Below are 20601 nucleotides of genomic sequence, written 5' to 3' on the forward strand. Positions count from 1 at the left end.
GGGGGTCCGGGTGGCGGCGCCCCGGATGTCACAGCGGTTTCAGTCGAGCCCGTCGACGAGGGCGAACAGCTCCTCGTCACTGGCCGTGTCGAGATCGCCGGACGGGTCCGGCCGGGCTTCGGCCGCTTCGGCGGCCTTCAGCAGTTCACGCAGCCGCGCGGTGATCCGGTCGCCGTCCGGGCCGCCGGCGGCCGCGATGGCCGCCTCCAGCCCGGCGAGGCCGGCCAGCACCGCGTCGGCGGGGGACGCCTCGTCGACGGCGAGCTCCTCGCGCAGGTGCCGGGCCAGTGCGAGCGGGTTCGGGTGGTCGAAGACCAGCGTCGCGGGCAGTTTCAGCCCGGTCGCCTCGCGCAGCCGGTTGCGCAGTTCCACCGACGTCAGCGAGTCGAACCCGGCGTCCTTGAACGCCGCGTCCGCGCGGACGCCGGAGCTGTCGGCGTGCCCGAGCACGACGGCGACCTGGCCGCGGACGAGGTCGAGCAGCAGCGTTTCCTGCTCGGCCACGGTGAGCCCGGCCAGCCGGCGGGTCAGGCCGCCGTTGCCGCCGTCCGCCGTCCGCGCCGTCTGCCTGCCCGCCCGGACCAGTCCGCGCAGCAGGTGCGGCACGGTGCCACCGGCGGCCGCGTCGGCCCGCACCTCGCGCAGGTCGAGCTCGATCGGCACCAGCAGCGCCTGCCCGGCCGCGAGCGCGGCGTCGAACAGGGCCATGCCCTCGGCGGACCCGAGCGCGCGGACACCGCCGCGGCCCTCCCGCCGGCTCATCCGGGCCAGGGTGAGGTCGTCGATGGTGCCCGCCATGCCGGTGAGCTGCTCCCACGGGCCCCAGGCCAGCGAGAGCCCGGGCAGGCCCGCCGCGCGGCGGGCGGCCATCAGGCCGTCGAGGAAGGCGTTGGCCGCCGCGTACCCGCCGCTGCCCGCGCCCATGAAGATCGAGGAGGCGGACGAGTAGACGATGAACGCGTCGAGGTCGAGGTCGCGGGTCAGCTCGTCGAGGTGCTGGGCGGCCGTGACCTTGGGGGCGAACACCTTGGCCAGCCGCTCCCGGGTCAGTGCCCCGGTGACACCGGCGTCGAACACGCCCGCCGTGTGCACGACGGCGGTCAGCGAGTGCTCCTTGAACAGCGCCGCCACCTGGTCCCGGTCGGAGACGTCGCAGGCCGCGACCGTCACCTCGGCACCGTGCCCGGTCAGTTCGGCGACGAGGTCTTCGACGCCCTCGGCGTCCCGGCCGCGCCGGCTGGCCAGCACCAGGCTCCGGACGCCGTGCCGGGTGACGAGGTCGCGGGCGGCGAGCGCGCCGAGCGTCCCGGCGCCGGAGACCAGGACCGTTCCGTCCGGGCGGAACGCGATGGGCGGCTCCGTCGGCTCGGTGACGCGGGCGAGCCGCGGTACCGAGAAGGTCGTGCCGCGCAGGGCGAGCTGCGGTTCACCGGTCGCCAGCACCGCACCCAGCGGCACCTCGCCGTCGGTGTCCAGCAGGACGAACCGGTCCGGGTTCTCCGACTGCGCGGCGCGGACCAGGCCCCACACCGCCGCACCGGCCGGGTCGCTCACCCCACCGTCACCGGCGGGCACCGCACCCCGGGTCACCACGACCAGCCGGGCTTCGTCGGCCGCGCCGGAAAGCCACGCCTGCATGGCTTCCAGCACCCGGCCGGCCAGTTCGAGGGGTTGGGAGCCGGAGGCTTCGAGCACCTCGGCCCGCTCCGACGGCACCGCACTGTCCACAATGGGTAGTTCGGTCCAGTCCACCCGGTACAGCGAGCTGGTGCGGGTGGTGTCCAGCTGGTCGAGGGCCACCTCGCGCAGGATCAGCGAGTCCATCGTCAGGACGGGGGCGCCGGTCTCGTCGGCGGCTTCGACGGTCAGCGCGTCCGGTCCGCCCGGCGCGACCCGGACCCGCAGTCCCGCGGCTCCCACGGCGTGCAGGGCCAGGCGGTTCCACGAGAACGGCATCACCGACTTCCCGGGCTGTCCCGACGCGGCCGCGGCGATCGTCCCGGTCTGCAGGGCCGCGTCCAGCAACGCGGGGTGGAGGCCGAACCGGGCGGCGGCGGCGCGCTGGTCGTCGGGCAGGGCGACCTCGGCGAACACCTCGTCACCGCGCTGCCACACCGCCCGGACGCCCTGGAACACCGGCCCGTACGCGTACCCGCGCTCGCCGAGATCGGCGTAGAAGTCCCCGATCTCGACCCGCTGCCCGCCCGGGGGCGGCCACGCGGTGAAGTCGAAGCCGGCGCTCCCGGCCGGCGTCGCCGAGACCACGCCGGTCGCGTTCCGCGTCCATTCGTCCTCGCGCCGGGAGAAGACCTCCACCGTGCGCGAGCCGTTCTGGTCCGGGCCGCTCACCGTGACCTGGACGTTCACCCCGCCCTGTTCGGGCACGACCAGCGGCGCTTCCGTCACGAGTTCGTCCAGCACCGGGCAGCCGGCCTCGTCACCGGCCCGCACGGCGAGCTCGACCAGCCCGGTGCCGGGGAAGAGCACCACGCCGCCGATGGCGTGGTCGGCCAGCCACGGGTGCGTCCGCAGCGACAGCCGCGAGGTGAAGAGCAGGCCGTCCGACTGCGGCAGCGGGACGACCGCGCCGAGCAGCGGGTGGTCCGCCTCGACCTGGCCGAGCGAGACGGCGTCCGCCTGCGCGGCCGGCTGGAGCCAGAAGTGCTGGTGGTCGAAGGCGTACGTCGGGAGGTCCACCCGTGCCGGCGGCACCAGCGTGGCCCAGCCGACCCGGACACCGCGGACGAACAGCTCGGCCATCGACGTCAGCAGGCGTCGCAGGCCGCCGTCGTCCCGCCGCAGCGTTCCGGTGACGACGGTGTTCGTGTCGTCGGTGAGCTCGCTGATCGGCTGGACCAGCACCGGGTGGGCACTGACCTCGACGAACACGCCATGACCCTGCTCGATCAGCGCGGCCACGGCCGGGCCGAACCCGACCTGGTTGCGCAGGTTGCGGTACCAGTAGCCGCCGTCCAGGACGCCGGCGTCGCGCACCCATTCGCCGGTGACGGTCGAGTAGAACGGCACCTCCGGCGCCTGCGCGGTGATCCCGGCGAGGTTCTCGGCGAGGGTGTCGCGGATGTCCTCGACGTGCCGGGTGTGGGAGGCGTAGTCGACCGCGACCTGCCGGACGCGGACGCCGTCCCCGGCCAGCACCTCCAGCGCTTCGTTGAGGGCCTGGGCGTCGCCCGCGATCACCACCGAGGACGGGCCGTTGACCGCGGCCACCTCGATGCGGTCGTCCCACAACGCCAGCCGCGCGTTCGCCGCGTCTTCGCTCAACGCGACCGACGCCATCCCGCCGCGGCCGGACAGCTGCGCGGCGATCGCCTGGCTGCGCAAGGCAACCACCTTCGCGGCGTCGTCGAGGGTGAGCGCGCCGGACACGCAGGCCGCGGCGATCTCGCCCTGCGAGTGGCCCACGACGGCGTCCGGGCGGACACCGACGGATTCCCAGACCGCGGCCAGCCCCACCATCACCGCAAAACAGGCGGGCTGCAGCACGTCGACGCGGTCCAAGTCGCCCTCGCCACGCAGGACATCCAGCAGCGACCAGCCGGTCCACTGGTCCAGCGCGGCCGCGCACTCCTTGATCCGCTCGGCGAACACCGGCGACGAATCGAGCAGCTCCCGGCCCATGCCCGCCCACTGCGTTCCCTGCCCCGGGAACACCCAGACGACCTTGCCCGGCTTGCCCGCGCTCCCGGTCACGACGCCGGGCGCGGCCGCACCGCGAGCCAGGGCACCGAGCCCCGTGACGGCTTCCTCGTCCGAACCGGCCACGACGACCGCGCGCTCCTCGAGCACCGCTCGCCCGGACACCAGTGCCCCGGCGAGGTTCGCCAGAGGCGCGCCCACCCGGGCCAGCCGGCCGGCCTGTCCGGCCAGGGAACCGGTGCTGCGCGCGGACACCACCAGCGGCACGACAGCCGGTCGTGAGTGGGAAAGCGGGTTAGAACCCGCTTTTTCACTCACGACAAGCTGCGGCAGACCCGCATCGGGTGCTTCCTCGATGATCAGGTGCACGTTCGTCCCGCTGACGCCGAAGGACGACACGCCGGCCCGGCGCGGACGGTCCCCGCGCGGCCATTCGCGGCCCTCGGTCAGCAGTTCCACCGCGCCCTCGGACCAGTCCACCTGAGAGCTGGGCTCGTCCACGTGCAGGGTCGGCGGCATGACGTCGTGGCGCAGCGCCTGCACCACCTTGATCACGCTCGCCACGCCCGCGGCCGCCTGCGTGTGGCCGATGTTCGACTTCAGCGAGCCGAGCCACAACGGCGTCTCCCGCTCCTGCCCGTAGGTGGCCAGCAACGCCTGCGCCTCGATGGGGTCACCCAGGCTCGTCCCGGTCCCGTGCGCCTCGACGAGGTCCACATCGGACGGTCCGATCCCGGCGTTGGCCAGCGCGGCACGGATCACGCGCTGCTGCGAAGGGCCGTTGGGGGCGGTCAGGCCGTTGGAGGCGCCGTCCTGGTTGACCGCGCTGCCGCGGAGCACGGCGAGGATCCGGTGGCCGCGTTCGCGCGCCACCGACAGCCGTTCCAGCACGACCACGCTGATGCCCTCGGCCAGCACCATGCCGTCGGCGCCGGAGGCGAACGCCTTGCACCGGCCGTCCGTGGCCAGTCCGCGCTGCCGGGAGAACACCACGAAGGAGTCGGGCCCGGACATCACCATCGCGCCGCCGGCCAGTGCCATCGAGCAGTCGCCCTGGCGCAGAGCCTGCGCGGCGAGGTGCATCGCCACCAGCGACGACGAGCACGCCGTGTCGATCGTGACCGCCGGTCCTTCGAACCCGAAGACGTACGACACGCGGCCCGAAGCCACGCTCGACGCCAGCCCGGTGCCCGCGAAGCTCTGCATTTCCGGCCCGGCCAGGCCGCCGCCGTAGCCCGAGCCGCCCACGCCGGTGAACACGCCGACGTCGGTGCCCTGCAACGAGGTCGGGTCGAGGCCGACGCCTTCCAGGGCCTCCCAGGACGCTTCCAGCAACAGCCGCTGCTGCGGGTCCATGGCCAGGGCCTCGCGCGGCGAAATCCCGAAGAAGCCGGGGTCGAACAGCGCCGCGTCGTGGAGGAAGCCGCCCCGGTCGGTGTACGACGTGCCGGGGTGGTCGGGGTCCGGGTCGAACAGGGTGTCCAAGTCCCAGCCGCGGTCGGTGGGGAAGCCCGACACGGCGTCGCCGCCCTCGGCCACCAGCCGCCAGAGGTCGTCGGGGCCGGTGACCCCACCGGGCAGCCGGCACGCCATGCCGACGATCGCGATCGGCTCGCTGGAGGCGTTGACCCGCTTCTTCAGCGTGCCGACCTCTTCGAGGGACTTCCGCAGCGCCTCGACGACCTTTTCATACGACGCACTCACCACTTGCTCCCCATCACTCGTCGCCGAAAGCCAGTTGCACGAGGTCGTCGACGCCCAGTTCGGCGATCGACCGCTCCTCGGTCGCGACGGACGCGAGCGCGTGCCGCAACCGGTCGCTGTCCCCGTTCTGCCCGTTGTGCCCGTTCCCGTTGCTCTCCGGGACCAGCCGGGCGCCCAGGAAACGCGCCACCGCCAAGGGATTCGGGTAGTCGAAGACCAGCGTCGCGGGCAGCTTGAGCCCGGTCGCCTCGCGCAGCCGGTTGCGCAGCTCCACCGACGTCAGCGAGTCGAACCCGGTGTCCTTGAACGCCGTGTCCGGCCGCACCGCCTCCGGCCCGTCGTAGCCGAGGACGACCGCGACCTGCTCGCGCACCAGGTCGACCAGCACCGCCTCCCGCTCGGCCGCGGGGAGCCCGGCGAGCCGCCCGGCCAGCCCACGGTCCACAGTGGACGCCGTCCGCGCCTGGTTCCGGCTCGGCCGGACCAGGCCGCGGAACAGGACCGGAACGGCACTCGCCCGCATGGCCGCCAGGTCGAGCTTGATCGGCACGAGCAGGGATTCGTCCAGCCGCAGCCCGAGGTCGAACAGCTCGAGGCCTTCGGCCCGGGTCAGTTCCAGGACGCCGTTGCGGCTCGCCCGGGCGTGGTCGACGTCGCTGAGGTGCGCGGCCATGCCGCTGCTGCGCTCCCAGAGACCCCACGCCAGCGACAGCCCCGGCAGGCCCGCGGCCCGGCGGTTCGCCATCGCCGCGTCCAGGAAGGCGTTCGCTGCCGCGTACGGGCCCTGTCCACCACCGCCCATCACTCCCGCGACGGACGAGAACACGACAAACGCGCCGAGGTCCCGGTCGCGGGTGAGCTCGTCGAGGTGCGTCGCGGCCGTGACCTTGGCCGCGTACACGTTCGCCAGCTGATCGGGCGTCAGCGCCTCGATGACGCCGTCCTCGAAAACGCCGGCGGTGTGCACCACCCCGGTCAAGTCCGGGAGGTCCGCGAGCAGAGCGGCCACCTGGTCGCGATCCGAGACGTCACAGGCCACGAAGGACACGTCCGCGCCGGCCAGTTCACCGATCAGGTCCCGGGCGCCGTCGGCGGCCGGGCCCTGCCGGCTCGCCAGCACCAGCTTCCGCACACCGTGCCGGGTGACCAGGTGCCGGGCCACCAGCGCGCCCAGCGATCCCGCGCCCGAGATCAGGACCGTGCCGTCCGGGTCGAACGCGGCGGGCGCGTCCGCGATCCGGGTGGCGCGGGCCAGCCGGGGCACGAGGAAGGTCGTGCCGCGCACCGCGAGCTGCGGCTCGCCGCCGGCCAGCACCGATCCCAGGACGGGCTCCACGTCGGTTTCGGTGTCCAGCAGGACGATCCGGTCCGGGTGCTCCGCCTGCGCGGACCGGACCAGGCCCCACACCGCGGCCGCGGCCGGGTCGGTCAGCGTGTGGTCGCCCCCGGCGGGCACCGCCCCGCGGGTCGTCACGACCAGCCGGGACTCCTCGAACGCGGGCGCGGCCAGCCACGCCTGCACGACCTCGAGCACCCGCGAGGTCACGGCCAAGGCGTCCGCACCCGCGGCTCCCAGCACCACCACCGGTGGCGTGTCCGCCTTCTCCGCCAGCGCCGCCACGTCGTCGGCGGTGTCGATCCGCACCCACGGCGGCAGTTCCGCGCGCGGAGCCGCGGGCAGCTCGGTCCAGTCGACGCGGAACATCGCGTCGTGGCCCGCGTCGGCCGCGGCGCCCAGCTGCTCGGCCGAAACCGGCCGGGACACCAGCGATTCCATGGTCAGGACCAGGCCGCCGGTTTCGTCGGCGGCTTCGACGGACAACGCGTCCGCGCCGCTCGGCGAGAGCCGGACCCGCAGGGCCGAAGCCCCCGCGGCGTGCAGGACCAAGCCGTTCCAGGCGAACGCGAGCACCGGCTCTCCGGGCTCACCGCCGACCGTGGCGGCTTGCAGGGCCGCGTCGAGCAACGCCGGGTGGACGCCGAACCGGCCCGCGTCCTTGCGCAGGTCCTCGGGCAGGGCGACCTCGGCGAAGACGTCGCCCTCGCGCCGCCACACCGCCCGCAGCCCCTGGAACGCCGGCCCGTACCCGTAACCGCGTGCGGCCAGGTCGGTGTAGAAGGTGTCGACGTCGATGCGCTCGGCGTCCGCGGGCGGCCAGGCGTGGAAGTCGAACTCCGCGCCTTGGCCGGGCGTCTCCGACAGCACGCCGGTGGCGTGCCGCGTCCAGCTTCCCGCGCCGCCGTCGCGCTGGGAGTACACGGCCACCGTGCGCGAGCCCGTCTCGTCCGGGCCGCTCAGCGCGACCTGGACCCGGACCCCGCCCTGGGCGGGCACGACCAGCGGCGCCTCGATGATCAGCTCGTCGAGGGCGGTGCACCCGGCTTCGTCGCCGGCCCGCACGGCCAGCTCGGCCAGGCCGGAGCCGGGCAGGAGCACCACGCCGCCGACCGCGTGGTCGGCCAGCCACGGGTGCGTCCGCACCGACAGCCGCGAGGTGAACACCAGGCCATCGGACTGCGGCAGCTCGACGACCGCGCCCAGCAGCGGGTGGTCGGCCGCCTCCTGGCCCAGCGAGGCCGCGTCGGTCGCGGACCCGGCGGGCCGGAGCCAGTAGTGCCGGTGGTCGAAGGCGTACTTGGGCAGGTCGACCCGGCCCGTCCGCGGCAGGACCGCGGTCCAGTCGAGCGGGACACCCCGCACGAACAGCTCGGCCATCGACGTCAGCAGGCGGCGGAGGCCGCCGTCGTCGCGCCGCAGTGAACCGGTCACCACCGCGTCGTCGCTGATTTCACTGAGCGGCTGGACCAGCACCGGGTGCGCGCTGACCTCGACGAACACGCCGTGGCCCTGGCGAACGAGCTCCGCCACGGCCGGGCCGAAGCCGACCTGGTTGCGCAGGTTCCGGTACCAGTAGCCGCCGTCGACGACCCCGGCGTCGGTGATCCAGCCGCCGGTGAGAGTCGAGAAGAACGGCACCGCGGGTGCCTGCGCCTCGATCCCGGCCAGGGTCTCGGCGAGGAGGTCCTCGATGGCTTCGACCTGGTTGGTGTGCGAGCCGTAGTCCACGGCCACCCGCCGGACGCGGACTTCCCGGCCGGACAACGCTTCGACGACCTCGTCGAGGGCATCGGCCGCCCCGGCGATCACCACGGAGGTCGGGCTGTTGACCGCGGCCACCTGGACCCGGTCGGCCCACGGCGCCAGCCACGCGGTCGCGTCTTCTTCGCTCAACGCGACCGAGGCCATGCCACCGCGGCCGGCCAGCCGGGTGGCGATCGCCTGGCTGCGCAACGCGACCACCTTCGCCGCGTCCGGCAGCGACAACGCACCCGACACGCACGCCGCCGCGATCTCGCCCTGCGAATGCCCGACCACCGCATCCGGCCGCACCCCCACGGACTGCCACACCGCGGCGAGGCCGACCATCACCGCAAAACTCGCGGGCTGCACGACGTCGACACGATCCAGCAGATCGGACTCCCCGCGCAGCACGTCCAGCAGCGACCAGTCGATCCACGGTTCCAGCGCGGCCGCGCACTCGGCGATCCGCGCGGCGAACACCGGAGACTCTTCGAGGAGTTCCCGGCCCATGCCGGCCCACTGCGAACCCTGGCCCGGGAACACCCACACGACCTTGCCCGGTGCCCCGGCCCGGCCGGTGACCACCGCGGCCGCGTCTTCCCCGCGCGCCAGCGCTTCCAGACCCGTCACGGCCTCTTCGCGGGAGCCCACGACCATGACCGCGCGTTCGGCCAGCGCGGCCCGGTCCGTCACCAGCGCCCTGGCTACGCCGGCCAGGGACACGTCACCCGCCACGAATCCGGCGAGGCGGCCGGCCTGGCCGGCCAGGGACGTCCCGCTCCGCGCGGACACCACGACCGGCACCACCGGAACCTCCGGCGTGGGCACCGGCTCTTCGGCGGGTGCCTCCTCCAGGATGAGGTGCGCGTTGGTCCCGCTGACCCCGAACGCGGACACCCCGGCCCGGCGCGGGCGGCCGTTGCGCGGCCACTCCCGCGCTTCCGTCAGCAGCTCGACCGCGCCGGCGGTCCAGTCGACCTCGGTGGTCGGCCGGTCGACGTGCAGCGTCGGCGGGAGCACCTCGTGCCGCAGCGCCTGCACCATCTTGATCACACCCGCGACACCAGCCGCCGCCTGCGCGTGGCCGATGTTCGACTTGAGCGACCCCAGCCACAACGGCGTCTCGCGATCCTTGCCGTAGGTGGCCAGCAGGGCCTGGGCCTCGATCGGGTCACCCAGGGTCGTCCCGGTCCCGTGCGCCTCGACGACGTCCACTTCGGACGGCGACAGCCCGGCGTTGCCCAGCGCCCGGCGGATCACCCGCTGCTGCGAAGGCCCGTTCGGGGCGGTGAGGCCGTTGGAAGCGCCGTCCTGGTTGACCGCGCTGCCGCGCAGCACGGCCAGGATCCGGTGGCCGCGTTCCCGCGCCACCGAGAGCCGCTCGAGGACGACCACGCCGACCCCTTCGGCCCAGCCGGTGCCGTCGGCGCCGTCGGCGAACGCCTTGCAGCGCCCGTCGACGGCGAGGCCGCGCTGCCGGGAGAACTCGACGAACGCGCCGGGGTTCGCCATCACCGTCGCGCCGCCGGCCAGCGCCATCGAGCACTCGCCCTGCCGCAGCGACTGCGCGGCGAGGTGCATCGCGACCAGCGAGGACGAGCACGCCGAGTCGATCGTCACGGCCGGGCCTTCGAAGCCGAACACGTACGAGACGCGGCCGGACGCCACGCTCGACGACCCGCCCGTCCCCGCGAAGCCTTCCAGCTCCGGGGTGACGACGCTGTCCCCCGGAGCGACGTAGCCCTGGCCGAACATGCCGGTGAACACCCCGACGTCGTTGCCCTTCAGCGAAAGCGGGTCGACACCGGCGTCTTCCATCGCCTCCCAGGACGTCTCCAGCAGCAACCGCTGCTGCGGGTCCATGGCGACGGCCTCGCGCGGCGAGATCCCGAAGAAGCCCGCGTCGAAGAGGCCGGCCTCGTGCAGGAACCCGCCGTGCCGGGTGTAGGTCTTGCCCGGGCGGGCCGGGTCCGGGTCGTAGATGCTCTCCAGGTCCCAGCCGCGGTCGGTGGGGAACTCCGAGACGGCGTCCCGGCCCTCGGCCACCAGCCGCCACAGGTCCTCGGGCCCGGCGACCCCGCCCGGCAGCCGGCACGCCATCCCGACGATGGCGATCGGCTCGTCCAGGTCGGCCTTCACGGCGGCCGTGGCGACCGGCGTCTCCGCCGCGCCGCCGAGTTCCTCGCGCAGGTGCCGAGCGAGGGCCTGGGGGTTCGGGTAGTCGAAGATCAGCGTCGCGGGCAGTTTCAGCCCGGTGGCGGTCCGCATCCGGTTGCGCAGCTCGACCGCGGTCAGCGAGTCGAAGCCGGCGTCCTTGAACGCCGTGTCCACGCGGACGGCGCTCGCGTCGGCGTGCCCGAGCACGGCCGCGACCTGGGCCCGGACCAGGTCCAGCAGCAGGGTCAGCTGATCGGCCGGGGCGAGCCCGGCCAGCCGGCCGGCCAGCCCGTTGTCCACAGTGGACGCCGTACGGGCCTGCTGGCGGCTCGCGCGGACCAGGCCGCGCAGCATGTGCGGCACGACCCCGCTCGCGCGGAGGTCCAGCTTCGCGGGCACCAGCAGCGACTCACTCGAGCCGAGGGCGGCGTCGAACAGGTCCATGCCCTCGGCCTGCGTCATGACCTGCAGGCCACCGCGACGGCTCATCCGGGCGCGGGTGGCCTCGTCGGTGTTGGCCGCCATGCCGGTGCTCTGGTCCCACAGGCCCCACGCCAGCGACAGGCCCGGCAGGCCCGCGGCCCGGCGGTTCGCCATCAAGCCGTCCAGGAAGGCGTTCGCCGCGGCGTAGCTGCCGCTGCCCGCGCCCATGAACACCGCGGAAACCGAGGAGTAGACGACAAACGCGTCCAGGTCCCGCTCACGGGTCAGCTCGTCCAGGTGCCGGACCGCGTCGACCTTGGGCGCGAACACCGTGGCCAGCCGGTCGCGGTTCAGCGTCCCGATCACGCCCGCGTCGATCACGCCGGCCGTGTGCACGATGGCGGTGGGCTGGTGTTCGTCGAGCAGAGCGGCCACTTGAGCGCGGTCGGAGACGTCACAAGCCACCACGGACACGTCCGCCGCCAGCTCGGCGATCAGGTCCGCCACGCCGTCGGCGTCCCGGCCACGCCGGGAGGCCAGCACCAGCTTCCGCACGCCGTGGCGTTCGACGAGACGCCGGGCCACCAGGCCGCCGAGCGCGCCGGCGCCCGAGATCAGGACCGTCCCGTCCGGGCGGAACACGGCGTCGTCCGCGCTCTGCTCCGCACGGGCGATCCGGGGCACGAAGAACTTCCCGCCGCGCACCGCGATCTCGGGCTCGTCACTGGTCAGGGCCGGGATCTCGCCGTCGGTGTCGATCAGGAAGATGCGGCCGGGGTTCTCCGCCTGCGCGGCTCGGACCAGGCCCCACACGGCCGCACCGGCGGGGTCGGTCACCTCGCGCACGGCGCCGCGGGTCACCACGACCAGCCGCGCTTCGTCGGCCGCGGTGACGAGCCAGGTCTGCACAGCCTCCAGGACCCGGCTGGTCAGTTCCAGGGGCTCTTCACCGAAGGCTTCGATGACCTCGATGTCGTCCGGCACCGCACCGTCGGCAATGGACACTTCGGTCCAGTCGACCCGGTACAGCGATCCGGCGCGGGTCTTCCCGGCCGCGAGCTCCCGGCCCACCACCGGACCGGCGGTGACGACCAGGCCACCCGTTTCGTCGGCCGCTTCGAAGGAGACGCCGGGCACGAGCCGCACCCGCAGGGCCGAAGCGCCCGCGGCGTGCAGGACCAGGCCGCGCCACTCCGCCGGCTGCTCGTCGTCCGCGAGGACCGGACGCAAAGCCGCGTCCAGCAGTACGGGATGGATGCCGAACGCGCCGGCGTCCAGCTCCTCGGGCAGGGCGACCTCGGCGAAGATCTCGGTCTTGTCGCCACTGCCGCGCCGCCAGAGGCCGTCGACCTGCTGAGCTCCGGCGGGCGGCCAGGCGGTGAAGTCGAAGGCCTCGCGCGCCGGAGCCGTCGCCGACAGGTGCCCGGTGGCGTTCCGGGTCCAGTCTTCGTCGCCTTCGCGCTGCGAATACACATCGACCGTGCGCTCGCCGCTCACCGTGACCTGCACCCGCAAGCCACCGTTTTCGGGCAGGACCAGCGGAGATTCGACGGTCAGGTCGTCGAGGACCGGGCAGCCGGCTTCGTCACCGGCCCGCACGGCCAGCTCCACCAAGGCGGCGGTCGGGACGCCGTCGGCCAGCCACGGGTGCGACCGCACCGACAGGCGCGAGGTGAGCACCAGGCCGTCGGACTGCGGCAGCGGGAGAACCGCCCCCAGCAGGGGGTGGTCGGCGCCGGCCAGGCCGAGCGCGGGCGCGTCGGCCGCGGCGGGCGGGCTGAGCCAGAAGTGCTGGTGGTCGAAGGCGTAGGTCGGCAGCTCGACGCGCGCGGGCGGCGCCATGGTGGCCCAGCCGACCGGGACACCGCGGACGAACAGCTCGGCCATCGAGGTCAGGAGCCGCCGCACCCCACCGTCGTCGCGCCGCAGTGTCCCGGTGACGACGGTGTCCGTGTCGTCGGTGAGCTCGCTGATCGGCTGCACCAGCACCGGGTGGGCGCTGACCTCGACGAACACGCCGTGGCCCTGGCCGAGCAGGTCGGCCACGGCCGGGCCGAACCCGACCTGGTTGCGCAGGTTCCGGTACCAGTACCCGCCGTCGACGACGCCGGCTTCGGTGATCCACTCGCCGGTGACCGTCGAGTAGAACGGCACGACCGGCGCCTGCGCGTCGATCCCGGCCAGCGTCTCGGCGAGGGTGTCGCGGATGTCCTCGACGTGCCGGGTGTGGGACGCGTAGTCCACCGCGACCCGCCGTCCGCCGAGGGCCTCGACGGCCTCGGTGAGTGCTTCGGCGTCGCCCGCGATCACCACCGAGGACGGGCCGTTGACGGCGGCGATCTCGACGCGGCCGTCCCACGGCGCGAGCCGGGCGGCCACCTCGTCGTGGCTCAGCTGGACCGACGCCATGCCCCCGCGGCCGGACAGCTGCGCCGCGATCGCCTGGCTGCGCAACGCAACCACCTTCGCGGCGTCCTCGAGCGACAGCGCACCCGACACGCAGGCCGCGGCGATCTCACCCTGGGAGTGGCCCAGGACGGCGTCCGGCACAACACCCACCGACGCCCAGACGGCGGCGAGACCGACCATCACGGCGAAACTCGCGGGCTGAAGCACGTCGACCCGATCCAGATCGCCCTCGCCACGGAGCACGTCGAGCAGCGACCAGTCGACCCACGGCTCCAGCGCCGCCGCACACTCCGCGATCCGCTCGGCGAACACCGGCGACGCTTCCAGCAGCTCCCGGCCCATGCCGGCCCACTGCGTCCCCTGGCCGGGGAACACCCAGACGGTCTTGCCCGGCATCCCCGCGGTGCCGGTCACCAGGCCGGTCGCGGTCTCGCCGCGGGCCAGCGCCGCCAGCCCGGTCCGGGCTTCCCCGGCCGAGCCCGCCACGACGACGGCCCGGTCGGTCAGCGTCGCTCGGGTCGACAGCAGGGCACCCGCCACGCAGGTCAGCGAGACGTCCCCGTCGAGGAACGCCGCCAGCCGTCCGGCCTGTCCCGCCAGGGAACCGGCGCTGCGCGCGGACACCACCACGGGCACCACGCCGTCGGGCACGTCCGCCTCGGGGGTGTCGTCGGCGGGCGCTTCTTCGAGGATCAGGTGCGCGTTGGTGCCGCTGATGCCGAACGACGACACGCCGGCCCGGCGCGGGTGCCCGTTGCGGGCCCACTCGCGGCCCTCGGTCAACAGCTCGACCGCGCCCGCGGACCAGTCCACCTGCTTGGTGGGCTCCTGCACGTGAAGGGTCGGCGGCAGGGCGTCGTGCCGCAGCGCCTGGACCATCTTGATGACGGCGGCGACACCCGCGGCGGCCTGCGTGTGGCCGATGTTCGACTTCAGCGACCCGAGCCACAACGGCGTCTCGCGGTCCTTCCCGTAGGTGGCCAGCAGGGCCTGGGCCTCGATGGGGTCGCCCAGCGCGGTCCCGGTGCCGTGCGCCTCCACGACGTCCACTTCGGACGGTGACAGCCCGGCACCGGCCAGTGCGCTGCGGATCACCCGCTGCTGCGACGGCCCGTTCGGGGCGGTCAGGCCGTTCGACGCGCCGTCCTGGTTGACCGCGCTGCCGCGGAGCACGGCGAGGACCCGGTGCCCGCGTTCGCGGGCCACCGAAAGCCGTTCGAGGACGACGATGCCGACACCTTCGGACAGGACGGTGCCGTCCGCGCCGTCCGCGAACGCCTTGACCCGGCCGTCCTCGGCCATGCCGCGCTGCCGCGACATGCCGATCACGCCGATCGGCGAGCCCATCACGGCGACGCCGCCGGCCAGGGCCATCGAGCACTCGCCCTGCCGCAGCGCCTGCGCCGCGAGGTGGATCGCGACCAGCGACGACGAACACGCCGTGTCGACCGTGACCGCCGGACCCTCGAACCCGAAGGTGTAGGACACGCGGCCCGAGGCCACACTGCCCGCGGTGGCCGTGGTGACGAAGCCTTCGAGTTCGGCGGGCATGTTGCTCAGGGACTCGAGGTAGTCGTGGATGGAGACGCCGGAGAAGACGCCGACGGCGTCGCCGCGGGTCTTGGTCGGGTCGATGCCCGCCCGTTCCAGCGCTTCCCAGGAGGCTTCCAGCAGCAGCCGCTGCTGCGGGTCCATGGCCAGCGCTTCGCGCGGCGAGATCCCGAAGAAGCCCGGGTCGAACAGCGCGGCCTCGTGCAGGAAGCCGCCCTGCCGGATGTACGCCGTGCCCGGGCGTTCCGGGTCCGAGTCGAAGAGGCCTTCCAGGTCCCAGCCGCGGTCCTCGGGGAAGGCCGACATGCCGTCGCGGCCCTCGGCGACCATCCGCCAGAGGTCGTCGGGGCTCATCACACCACCCGGCAGGCGGCAGGCCATGCCGACGATGGCGATCGGCTCGCCCGCGTCGGCGGGGGCCGTCGTCACCGCGGCCGGGCTGCCCGCGACCGTCTCGCCCAGTTCCTCGCGCAGGTGCCGGGCGAGCGCCACCGGTGTCGGGTAGTCGAAGACCAGCGTGGCGGGCAGTTTGACGCCGGTCGCCGCGCTCAGCCGGTTCCGCAGCTCGACCGCGGTCAGGGAGTCGAAGCCGATGTCGTTGAACCCGCGGGTGCCCTGCGCCAGTTCGGGGGCGGCGAAGCCGAGCACCGCGGCCGCCTCGGCCTGGATGATGCCGAGCAGGACGCCGTCCTGCTCCTCCGTGCCGAGCCCGGCGAGCTTGTGGACCAGGCCGCCGCCGGTCGCGGCGGCCGTCCGCGCCACGCGCCGGCTCGCGCGGACCAGGCCGCGCAGCAGGTGCGGGACCTCCCCGCCGGCCGTCGCCTGGCTGCGCAGGGTCCGCAGGTCGAGCTTGATCGGCACCAGCAGGGCCTGCTCGGCCTGCAGGCCGATGTCGAAGATGTCCAGTGCCTCGGCGGGGGTCATCGGCAGCACGCCGCCGCGGCTCATCCGGGCCTGGTCGGTCGCGCTGAGGTGGGCGGTCAGGCCGTCGGCCTGCTCCCACAGGCCCCACGCCAGTGACACACCCGGCCGGCCCGCCGCGCGGCGCCCGGCCATCAAGCCGTCCAGGAAGGCGTTGGCCGCCGCGTAGTTGCCCTGCCCGGCGGAACCCATGAGCGCGGCCGCGGACGAGAACACGACGAAGGCGTCGAGGTCGAGGTCGCGGGTCAGCTCGTCGAGGTGGCGGACCGCGTCGACCTTGGGCGCGAACACGCCGGCCAGCCGGTCCCGGTTCAGCGCCCCGATCACGCCGTCGTCCAGCAGACCGGCCAGGTGCACGATGCCGGTCGGGCGGTGCTCGGCGAGCAGCGCGGCCACCTGGTCGCGGTCGGAGACGTCGCAGGCCACCACGGACACCGCCGCGCCTTGCCCGGTCAGCTCCGTGACGAGCTCTTCGGCGGCCACACCGCGGCGGCTGGCGAGCACCAGCCGCCGGACGCCGTGGCGGGCGACCAGGTGCTGGGCGACCAAGCCGCCCAGCGAGCCGGCGCCACCGGTGAGCAGGACTGTCCCTTCCGGACCGAACACCGCGGGCGCGTCCGGCACCTGGCCGGCGGCGCGGGCCAGCCGCGGGACGGAGAACGCGTTGCCGCGCACCGCGATCTGCGGCTCACCACTGGCCAGCACGGCACCCAGCGGAACGTCACCGTCGGTGTCGACCAGGATGATCCGGCCCGGGTTCTCCGCCTGGGCGGCCCGCACCAAACCCCACACCGCGGCACCGGCGGGGTCGGTCACCTCGCGCACGGCGCCACGGGTCACCACGACCAGACGGGCTTCCTCAGCGGCGCCTTCGAGCCACGCCTGCACGGCTTCCAGCACGCGGCTGGTCAGGTCCAGGGGCTCCCCGCCGACGGCTTCGAGCACCTCGACGTGGTCGGTGGCCACCCTTTCGGTCGCGGGGACCTCGATCCAGTCGACCTGGAACAGCGAGTCGCGCTCTTCGCCCGCCGCCGTTTCCAGCTGTTCGGCCGACACCTCGCGGGACACCAGCGAGTCCATGGTGACCACCAGGCCACCGGTCTCGTCGGCGGCCTGGAAGGTCAGCGCGTCCGGACCGCCCGGCGCGACCCGCACCCGCAGCGCCGACGCGCCCACGGCGTGCAGGACCAGGCCGTTCCACGCGAACGGCAGCACGTTGCGGTCGTCGTCCGGGTTGGCGAAGGCGTTCGTGTGCAGGGCCGCGTCCAGCAGCGCCGGGTGGAGGCCGAACTTGCCGGCGTCTTCCTGGTGGTCGTCGGGCAGCGCGACCTCGGCGAAGACCTCGGTGTTGTTCCCGCTGCCGCGCCGCCAGACCGCCCGCATGCCCTGGAACGCGCCGCTGTAGGCGTACCCGCGCTCGGTCAGGTCGGTGTAGAAGTTCTCGACGTCGACCGGCTGCGCGCCGGCAGGCGGCCAGGCCGCGAAGTCGAAGCCCCGGCCCGGTTCCCGGGACGTCGACGCCCCGAGCAGACCGGTGGCGTGCCGCGTCCATTCGTCACCGTCTTCCCGCATGGAGAAGACGTCCACCGCGCGCGACCCGGTTTCGTTCGGCCCGCTCACCGCGACCTGCACGCGGACCCCGCCGCGCTCGGCCAGCACCAGCGGTGCCTCGATGACGAGCTCCTCCAGGACGCCGAAGCCGAGCTCGTCGCCGGCGCGCAGCGCGAGGTCGACGTAGACCGTGCCCGGGATGAGCACGACCCCGCCGATCGCGTGCCCGGCCAGCCACGGGTGCGACTTCAGCGAGAGCCGCGAAGTGAAGACGAGACCGTCGGACTGCGGCAGCGGCACGACCGCGCCCAGCAGCGGGTGGTCGGCACCGGCCAGGCCCAGCGACACGGCGTCGGTCGCCGACCCGCCCATCTGCAGCCAGTAGTGCTGGTGGTCGAAGGCGTACGTCGGCAGCTCGACCCGGCGGAACGGCGGCAGCACGCCGGACCAGTCCACGGTCACGCCGCGGACGAAGAGCTCGGCCGCCGAGGCCAGCAGCCGCCGGAGCCCGCCGTCCTCGCGCCGCAGCGTCCCCGTCACGACGGCTTCGGTGTCGTCGACGAGCTCGTTGATCGGCTGGACCAGCACGGGGTGCGCGCTGACCTCCACGAACACCCGGTGGCCCTGCTCGATCAGCTCGGCCACCGCGGGGCCGAACCGGACCTGACGGCGCAGGTTCCGGTACCAGTAGCCACCGTCCAGCACACCGGCTTCTTCGACCCAGCCGCCGGTCACCGTCGAGTAGAACGGCACTTCCGGGGCCTGCGCGCGGATCCCGCCGAGCATCTCGGCGAGTGCGTCGCGCGCGGCTTCGACGTGCCGGGTGTGGGAGGCGTAGTCCACCGCCACCCGACGGATCCGGACACCCTGGTCATCGAGCGCGTCCAAGGCTTCGTCCAGGGCCTCGGCGTCTCCGGCGATGACCACGGAGGTGGGCCCGTTGACCGCCGCGACCTCGACGCGGCCCGCCCACGGCTCCAGCCGCGCGGCCGCGTCCTCTTCGCTCAACGCCACCGAGGCCATGCCGCCCCGGCCGGCCAGCGAGGCGGCGATCGCCTGGCTGCGCAGGGCGACCACCTTCGCCGCGTCCTCGAGGGACAGTGCCCCCGACACGCACGCGGCCGCGATCTCACCCTGCGAGTGGCCCACCACGGCCTCGGGCTCGACACCCAGCGAAGCCCACACCGCGGCGAGCCCGACCATCACGGCAAAACTCGCGGGCTGCACCACGTCGACGCGGTCCAGCAGGTCGGCGTCCCCGCGCAGGACGTCGGTCAGCGACCAGTCGACCCACCGCCCGAGCGCGGTCTCGCACTCGGCGATCCGCGCGGCGAACACCGGCGAGGCGTCCAAGAGCTCCCGGCCCATGCCGGCCCACTGCGTGCCCTGGCCGGGGAAGACCCACACGACCTTGCCCGGGGCGCCCGAGCCGCGGCCCGCGAGCAGGCCGGGCGCGCTTTCGCCGCGGGCCAGCGCCTGCAGCCCGGTCACGGCTTCTTCGGGGGAACCGGCCACGACGACCGCACGCTCGCCGAGCATCGCGCGGCCGGACACCAGCGTCCCGGCCATATCCGCCAGCGAGAAGTCGCCGACCTCCGCCAGCCGGCCGGCCTGGGCGGCCAGCGAAGCGGCGCTCGCCGCCGACACGACCAGCGGCACCACACCCGGTCGTGAGTGGAAAGGAGGGTTAGAACCCGCTTTTTCACTCACGACGGGCTGCGGCAGATCCGCATCCGGTGCCTCTTCGAGGATCATGTGCGCGTTGGTGCCGCTGGCCCCGAACGACGAGATGCCGCCGCGGCGCGGGTGGCCGTTGCGCGGCCACTCCCGGGTTTCGGTCACCAGCTCGACGGCCCCGGCCGACCAGTCGACCTGCGGGGTGGGTGCGTCCACGTGCAGCGTGGCCGGGAGCTTCCCGTGCCGCATCGACTGCACCATCTTGATCACGCCGGCCACGCCGGACGCGCCCTGCGTGTGCCCGACGACCGACTTCACCGAGCCGAGCAGCAGCGGCTGCTGCGGGTCGCGGCCCTGGCCGTAGGTGGCCAGCAGCGCCTGCACCTCGATCGGGTCGCCGAGAACGGTACCGGTGCCGTGGCCCTCCACGGTGTCCACATCGGACGGTGACAGCCCGGCGCTGGCGAGGGCCTTGCGGATGACCCGCTGCTGCGCGGGGCCGTTGGGCGCGGTCAGGCCGTTCGACGCGCCGTCCTGGTTGACCGCGCTGCCGCGGATGACGGCCAGCACCTGGTGCCCGCGTTCGCGCGCCACCGACAGCCGCTCCAGCAGCAGCACGCCGACACCTTCGGCCCAGCCGGAGCCGTCGGCGGCCGCCGCGTAGGACTTGCAGCGCCCGTCGAAGGCCAGTGCCCGCTGCCGCGCGAAGCCGACGAACCCGCCCGGCGTCGCCATCACGGTCGAGCCGCCCGCGAGCGCCATCGAGCACTCACCGCGGCGAAGCGCCTGCGCGGCAAGGTGAATCGCGACGAGCGAGGACGAGCACATGGTGTCGACGGTCACCGCCGGGCCTTCGAGCCCGAGTGTGTAGGCGACCCGGCCGGAGGCGACGCCGCCCGCGGTTCCGAGGGCGCGCTCCAGGCTCATGAAACCCTCGAACCCGCTGAGGTCCGGGGCGTAGTCCTGGTGCACGATCCCGGCGTAGACGCCGATGTCGCTGCCCCGCACCGAATGCGGGTCGATCCCGGCGCGTTCCAGGGTCTCCCAGGAGACCTCGAGCAGCTGCCGCTGCTGCGGGTCCATGGCCAGGGCCTCACGCGGCGAGATGCCGAAGAACCCGGCGTCGAACTGGGCCGCGTCGTGCAGGAAGGCCCCTTCCCGCACGTACGTCGTCCCGGGGTTGTCCGGGTCCGGGTGGTAGAGGCCTTCGACGTCCCAGCCGCGGTCCTCGGGGAAGCCCGTGTAGACGTCGGCGCCTTCCGACACCACCCGCCAGAAGTCCTCCGGGCCGCGGATCCCGCCGGCGTAGCGGCAGGCCATGGAGACGATCGCGACGGGCTCCGCGGCGGCCGCGGTCAGGGCGGCGTTCTCCTGCTGAAGCCGGACGTTCTCCTTCAGCGAGGCGCGCAGTGCGTCAACGATCTGCTCGTTCGGCGCGGACATGTTCTTCCTCCACGATTGGTTCGCCA

At 74.0% G+C, this 20601-nt stretch carries 2 protein-coding genes; both read right to left on the reverse strand.

All coding sequences use genetic code 11. The annotated features are described in order from the left end of the window. Positions 1-39: 39 nt before the first annotated feature. Positions 40-5364, reverse strand: coding sequence for a type I polyketide synthase (locus Q5425_RS28370; protein WP_308675380.1), 5325 nt, complete (start codon positions 5362-5364; stop codon positions 40-42). Positions 5365-5374: 10 nt separating this feature from the next. Further along, entirely contained in the window at positions 5375-20575 is a 15201-nt protein-coding gene (locus Q5425_RS28375) for a type I polyketide synthase (protein WP_308675381.1), read from the reverse strand. Positions 20576-20601: the final 26 nt, after the last annotated feature.

It is taken from the genome of Amycolatopsis sp. A133, from assembly GCF_031082405.1.
GTDB lineage: Bacteria > Actinomycetota > Actinomycetes > Mycobacteriales > Pseudonocardiaceae > Amycolatopsis.